The sequence below is a fragment of the Collinsella aerofaciens genome (assembly GCF_019131995.1).
Lineage (GTDB): Bacteria > Actinomycetota > Coriobacteriia > Coriobacteriales > Coriobacteriaceae > Collinsella > Collinsella aerofaciens_S.
Genome location: NZ_JAHONA010000050.1, coordinates 1 through 5643, shown reverse-complemented (window position 1 = coordinate 5643; position 5643 = coordinate 1). Strand labels below are relative to the sequence as shown.

Genomic DNA, 5643 nt, shown 5'->3' with positions numbered 1-5643 from the left:
AAACGGAATAGACGGACCGGCCGTCCGGCTGAGTCTGGGAAGAGGTGCCGGGCGGCGGGCGGAGCATGGCCACCGGACCCATCGAAACACATCTCCACCGTTCCATCAACTGGGAAAACGGCGCCCCCGGACCCCAGGAGGGGCCGCGGGGGCGTTCAGCTAACTGCGGGAATGGCCTATTTGCTCAATGTGTTCGGCTGAGATCGGAAATCAACCATGGGCATTTACGACAGAAACCCTCTGTCGGATGCTTTCCGTGTTATCCATAAACGCAATTTCGAACAATTTCGCAACGTCCGATTTTGCCTTTTGTGCCTCACTAATCCTGCCCTTCGCTTCAAAGAACTCATCAATCAGCTCGTTAAGAAGATAGGTATTGCAGAGATGACCTTTTCTATGAGCTGCAGCAACAGTAAGAATCTCGCGCTCGAAAGATATAAAAGCGTCCTTAAATCTCTGGTCATCAACAATGGCAGGAGGAATCTTCGAGCGAACCGCCTTTTCAACGTCGCCTAGAAGTTTTTCGTAACTCAAATTGGCGATTTTCTTATCAATTTTCAGCTTCTGACACTTAGCAATTTTTATATCAAGGGCATCGTTGCGATCAGTCGAAAATTTATCAACTAAACCAGAAATGTTCTCAAGTTGCCCAGCAGAACAATCAGGAATAGGCAAATTAAAATCCGCCATATTTTGTGTCTTGATAGCAGCTTCGTCTATTTCGCTTACGGCATCAAACCCAGTTTGAAAATAGTTTTTGAGGGTATTTTTATACGCCTCGCCCTCTTCCATAAACAGCTTTGCGACGTAGCTCTGATTAAAATAGTCATAGGCGAACGCGCCGGATTTAACAGCATCCCCGCGGGCATTCTTAATCGAAACTGCGTAGTTTTTAACAAATTCCCTGCGCCCAGGTTTAACCTTTTTGTTGGGGTCACCAAGTGCCAAAGCCATAGCGTCTAAAAGGAGAGATTTTCCGCTGCCTCTACCTCCAATAACTGCATTGAGCCGAGTGGACAGCTCGATCTTCTGCCCATTAAAGCACACCTCTCCGAGATAAGAGCCGAGCGATTCGTCGGGAATCTCTTCCCTGGTGCACGAAATACGATTGACTTCACTACCGACCATCTGAAGTCCCCTAAAGCTCGGCAAAGCATGGAAATACTGAGGCGGGTAGGAGAGGTATTTATCAAGCTTGTCGAAATCTTTGGAATCAGAGAAGGAGATTATTGAAACCCTCTCATCTGCATCTATTTCTCGTAGGAATTCGACAGCATGCGCAATGCTGCTCTTGCCACCTGTTTCCCATAAGCAGAAGAACTGGTCGATGTACTTTCTCGCTTCGTCCCCGGGATTCTCAAGACAATGCCAATCGAAGTCGATTCCGCGTTTATTTTGCTTCATGGCATGAGGGCTCAATGCAAAAGGAATGCCCAACTCAAGCAATTTGTTCAATAGAACATCGATATTGATTGGGCTCTTCGGACTCACTTCCCCCAGAACTTCGTTAACCCAGTCGGCAACCTTGACAATCTTTTCTTCGTCATCGACGGCATCGAAATAGACAATGATATGCTTGGATGCTTCGCCCTCTTCCAGAGAAGCATCCACTTCTACGCCGGGAAGAAGACGAATAGAGCTATCTCTCGAAAGAAACTCTTTGTAGACATCTAGAGCCATGGAATTATGATCGGTAATGGAGACCATATCCAAATCCTGATGCTTTTTAAATACATCAAAAAGTCCGTCGATATAGTCGTCAACACCAAGTTTTTTCATTTCAGGAAGGGCGGAAGAACACTGGTTGGAGTGAATATGCAAGTCCCAAACTCTTCCGCATTTTACAATCGGTGAATCCATCGTGTCTCCCGCCATAAGAGATGACTTATTATCCGGTGTTTAAGGTATTTCGGAAGTCGCTAAAATGCCCTACCCTTCAGAGCGTTCTCACGAATCTCTCAACGCATAATACTCTCAACAAGCAAGTATGCATCCGTCATGCCGGGTGCTGGCAGAGCAGTCTTGCAGCTCACGCGCTTTGCTTTCGCATTTTCGATGGCATCGCGCACCTGTTTGGCTGAGAACTGCGTCGCAGAAACGCGCTTCGCATAGCGAGGCAAATGTCTCTTCAAGGCAGAGTCCACTTTCTCCGGAGTCGTGCAGCCATTGGCCTTCTCGAAGTGCATCACGAGGAACAGTTCAAACTTTGGGTTGCTTACGGCCAAGTGATGACGACCATCTGCCACCTTCCAGGCCAATAGCTCACCAAACTCGTCTTCATCCCAATCGTCAACATCCACCACGAGCCACGCCTCGTCCCCGGCACGGAAGTCGTTCTCGCGTAACACTTTTTCGAACCGCTTTAGCACAGCAGCTGGATTGTGCCGATTTGGATGAGTGTTCTTTGGGAATTTCACCGACACTTGCGCATCCTTGAAAACGGCCATACCCAGGTAATCACGCTCAGTAGTTCCCTCGGCACTCACCCAGCACACGCAGCGATAGTCTCGAACGTTCGTCCTTCGCGGTGCAAGTCCACTTTTACGCCTAGCCAAGCGAACCCGCCTCCCCGAACATCGGAATGCCGCCAAAGCGGCCGTCAAGATAACTACGAACAAGATCCTTGTCGAAGCGGATGCCCTTAAACTCAGGAAGTCCCACAAGCTCCGAGCAGCCATCGGAGCCACGTTGGGCAACATACATCTCGTCACGACGCATCAAAGACTGATCCATAAGCAGGAGGTCGTGCGTAGTGAACATGAGTTGCTTGCGTGTGTCGGCTCCACACCCCGACAAGAAGTCGGAAACGAGACGCATCGTTAACATTGTGTGCATGCAGCGATCGAGCTCGTCCACCACGTAAACCTTAGAGCATGCAGTGCCACCCATACCCGACTGGTCGAACAGCATAGGCAGAAGCCCCATCAGACGCTGGGTGCCCGAAGATTCCATTCCCAGGGAGAAAATGTGTTCACTGCCGTCGGAACCAACGTGCACGGTGCGCAGGCGTTGCACTTCGGGATGCCCCGCAGCCGAACGTACGGTAAGCATCTCAAATCCGTAGTCCCCCGCCTCGACATCAAGCAGCACGGTAATGACCCCGTCGTCATCCAGCTCGGAAATACTGCGCTGCAAAGCGGCATCTTTAGGCAACGCCTCGGGACCAACCGGCTCGGCGACAAGTCTCGATATGCCAGTATCCAAACGCGAAAGCGCATCCCCTGCGAAATCGAGGAAGCCCTCCTGAGTGCCAGCAGCTTTAGCGAACGACCATGCCTGCGAGCCAACGCCCACCAGTTCCAGCGTGTGCGAAAACCAGCCGTGCGCCTCCCTGAGCTCTAAAACATTCTGCGCAACGCCGCTCTCCAAAAAAAGTCGGTTTGCACGCGTACTCTGCGCAGCGTAAGCGACATGCCCAGAATCGCCGAAAAAGCCCTCTTCAAAGGAGTAAGAGTCTGGCCCGTCCTCGACTGCCTCACGCTCGTACAAGACGATGCCCGCTTTCTCCCGCACTAGCTCGAGCGACTCATATACGACAGCGGTGGGAGTTGCCTCAACGTAGAGCCTGTACACGTTCGCACCAACAAGAAACGTGATGTCCAAGGATGCAGGCCCCTCATCGTCCCCAAGGCGAAAGGTATCGACGGGAAGAACCCCATCCACCCCCACATCAACGGTAGCCATTGTTTTCAATGCCGCAAGCGCCTTGAAAAGTGCCGTCTTGCCCGATGCATTGCCGCCGTATATGGCAGCGACCGGCAACACGTACTTGCTGCGCCATCCAGGCAGCTTGGCAAGTGTCTCCTTATGTTGGCGCTCGAGCGAGCCCAGCATGCTGAGCTGAGCATCGTTTCCGTACGACATCCAATTACCGACTGTAAGGTCAAGTAGCATACCATTCTCCCTTCATTTAACGTGATTTTATCACATTCGATGTTACAAATGAGACACGAGCAGGGGAACCAATACCCACATAGGTAGTACCTTGAATATCAACATTCCCCAGAAAGTTCGCTGATGTTGACTGATGTTCCCGTAAAATAAACCGCAACAAAATATGCGCGGAGTGCTGGCCTGGAGCTGCCTTCGGACCCTATTGGCTGCTCACCGAGAGGCTCCGCTATGAAACGACCCCTTTACTACCTGCTCTGCGCGATCGCATGCACGTCCATGGTCAGCTCGACGATGCCCATGGCAGCCATAGCGGAAGCGATTCAGCCTCAAGAAACAGCCGAGCAGCAGGCGCAAGCCGACGCCACGAGCAGCGACACAGGCAAGGCTGAAGACGGCGCCAACACAAATGCGACAGCAAATACCGTAGAGGACAGCACCGCAACATCCACCGGCGCCAGCGCAGCCAACACGGAAAGCGCCATCGCCACCAATGCCGCCACCACCGCCGCAACCGGCACCCCCGCCCCATCCCTCCGCACCCAAACCAACGGCGCTCCCGAGGCCATCTCCGCCACGGCACAAACCACCTACGCCCACTCAGCAACGGCAACCCAAAACGGCGTCACCTTCACCGTCTCGTGGAACGACGCCCCCGCGGGCACCGCGACGACCTTCCACGTGACCCAGACCAACGGCTCGTCCCAGGCCAAGGCGCGCATGGACGTGCCCACCTATTGGGACGGCGACAGCCATGAGAGCGTCTGCGACCCGTCGCGCGCGGCATGGGGCAGCTACTACAGCCTGGGCGCCGCGGGCCACGACTTTACCTTTGACTTCACGGCATCGGGCACGTACCGCATCTACTTCTACTTTATGGACAACGACAGAAACGACCCCCAAAACGACAAGGGGATCTACTACATGCGCACCACGGCGGAGGTGACCGTAAACGACGCCGCCCGCCCAAGCGTCACGCAGATCGTCAACAACGCCGTGGCCCAGTGCAGGCAACAGACAGACGGCTCGGATTACGACAGGGCGCTGTGGCTCCACGACTGGACGCACGACCAGCTGGAGTACGACCACAACCTCAACTGGTGCTCGGCCGAGAGCGGCCTCACGCGCCACCAGGGCACCTGCGAGAGCTACCAGCGCATCTACTCCAAGCTCCTTGACGCCGCGGGCATCGCCAACGGCCGCGTCACCGGCAACGGCCACACCTGGAACGCCGTAAAGATCGACGGCAAATGGTGCCAGATGGACCTAACCTGGGACGACACCAGCGACAACTGGTACGGAGACCTGGAGCAACGCTTTGCCGTTGCGCGTGCGGTCTACTCCGGCTCCCCCGTGCTTCTGCTCGATGAACGCACATCGGCCCTCGACCCCAAGACCGAGCGAGAAATGCTGGATCGTATGCGAAATCTCGGCCATACCGTCATCATCGTCACGCATCGATCTGCTGCGTTGGAGGTTTGTGATCGGGTTGTAAGCCTTTAACCTAAATGAAGAGTGGGCGCTGTAGTCGTTTTCAACAGCGCTCTCGCCATACTCATTGATTTGAGGGACACAAGGTGGCTCAATCCCGCACGATGGTATTTGGCAGATAGCCAAATATATGGGTTGTAAATCGAGCCCCGAAAGGAGGTAAAGATATGGACGAGGCGACTCAGCACTATTTGAACTCGCTGCGTGGTAGTGTCGAGAAAGTTGGTGTAGAGCCCGATCCGAAGCGAGTCGGCCCGGCGT

The 5643-nt window shown here is 53.7% G+C and carries 4 protein-coding genes; 1 reads left to right on the top strand and 3 read right to left on the bottom strand.

What is annotated here, in order from left to right:
* Positions 1-210: 210 nt before the first annotated feature.
* From KSY82_RS10015 to KSY82_RS10005, 3 genes are all read right to left on the bottom strand, one after another.
* On the bottom strand, positions 211-1860 hold the full coding sequence (locus tag KSY82_RS10015; RefSeq protein ID WP_217751101.1) for a PHP domain-containing protein: 1650 nt from the start codon (positions 1858-1860) through the stop codon (positions 211-213).
* 98 nt (positions 1861-1958) lie between these two features.
* On the bottom strand, positions 1959-2486 hold the full coding sequence (locus tag KSY82_RS10010; protein ID WP_368042060.1) for an RloB family protein: 528 nt from the start codon (positions 2484-2486) through the stop codon (positions 1959-1961).
* Between the two features lie 61 nt (positions 2487-2547).
* Positions 2548-3894 (bottom strand): AAA family ATPase, encoded by a 1347-nt coding sequence (locus KSY82_RS10005; RefSeq protein ID WP_195361912.1) that lies wholly within the window; start codon positions 3892-3894, stop codon positions 2548-2550.
* A 228-nt stretch (positions 3895-4122) separates the two neighbouring features.
* Between KSY82_RS10005 and KSY82_RS10000 the strand changes: the two genes are divergently transcribed.
* The gene (locus tag KSY82_RS10000) at positions 4123-5394 is read left to right on the top strand and encodes a transglutaminase domain-containing protein (protein ID WP_217751099.1); all 1272 of its coding nucleotides are present in this window, start codon (positions 4123-4125) and stop codon (positions 5392-5394) included.
* The last annotated feature ends 249 nt before the right edge of the window (positions 5395-5643 follow it).

Excerpts from the sequence above, each read along its gene's own strand:
- KSY82_RS10015 (WP_217751101.1), bottom strand. The coding sequence starts at position 1,860 with ATGGATTCACCGATTGTAAAATGCGGAAGAGTTTGGGACTTGCATATT.
- KSY82_RS10005 (WP_195361912.1), bottom strand. The coding sequence starts at position 3,894 with ATGCTACTTGACCTTACAGTCGGTAATTGGATGTCGTACGGAAACGAT.
- KSY82_RS10000 (WP_217751099.1), top strand. The coding sequence starts at position 4,123 with ATGAAACGACCCCTTTACTACCTGCTCTGCGCGATCGCATGCACGTCC.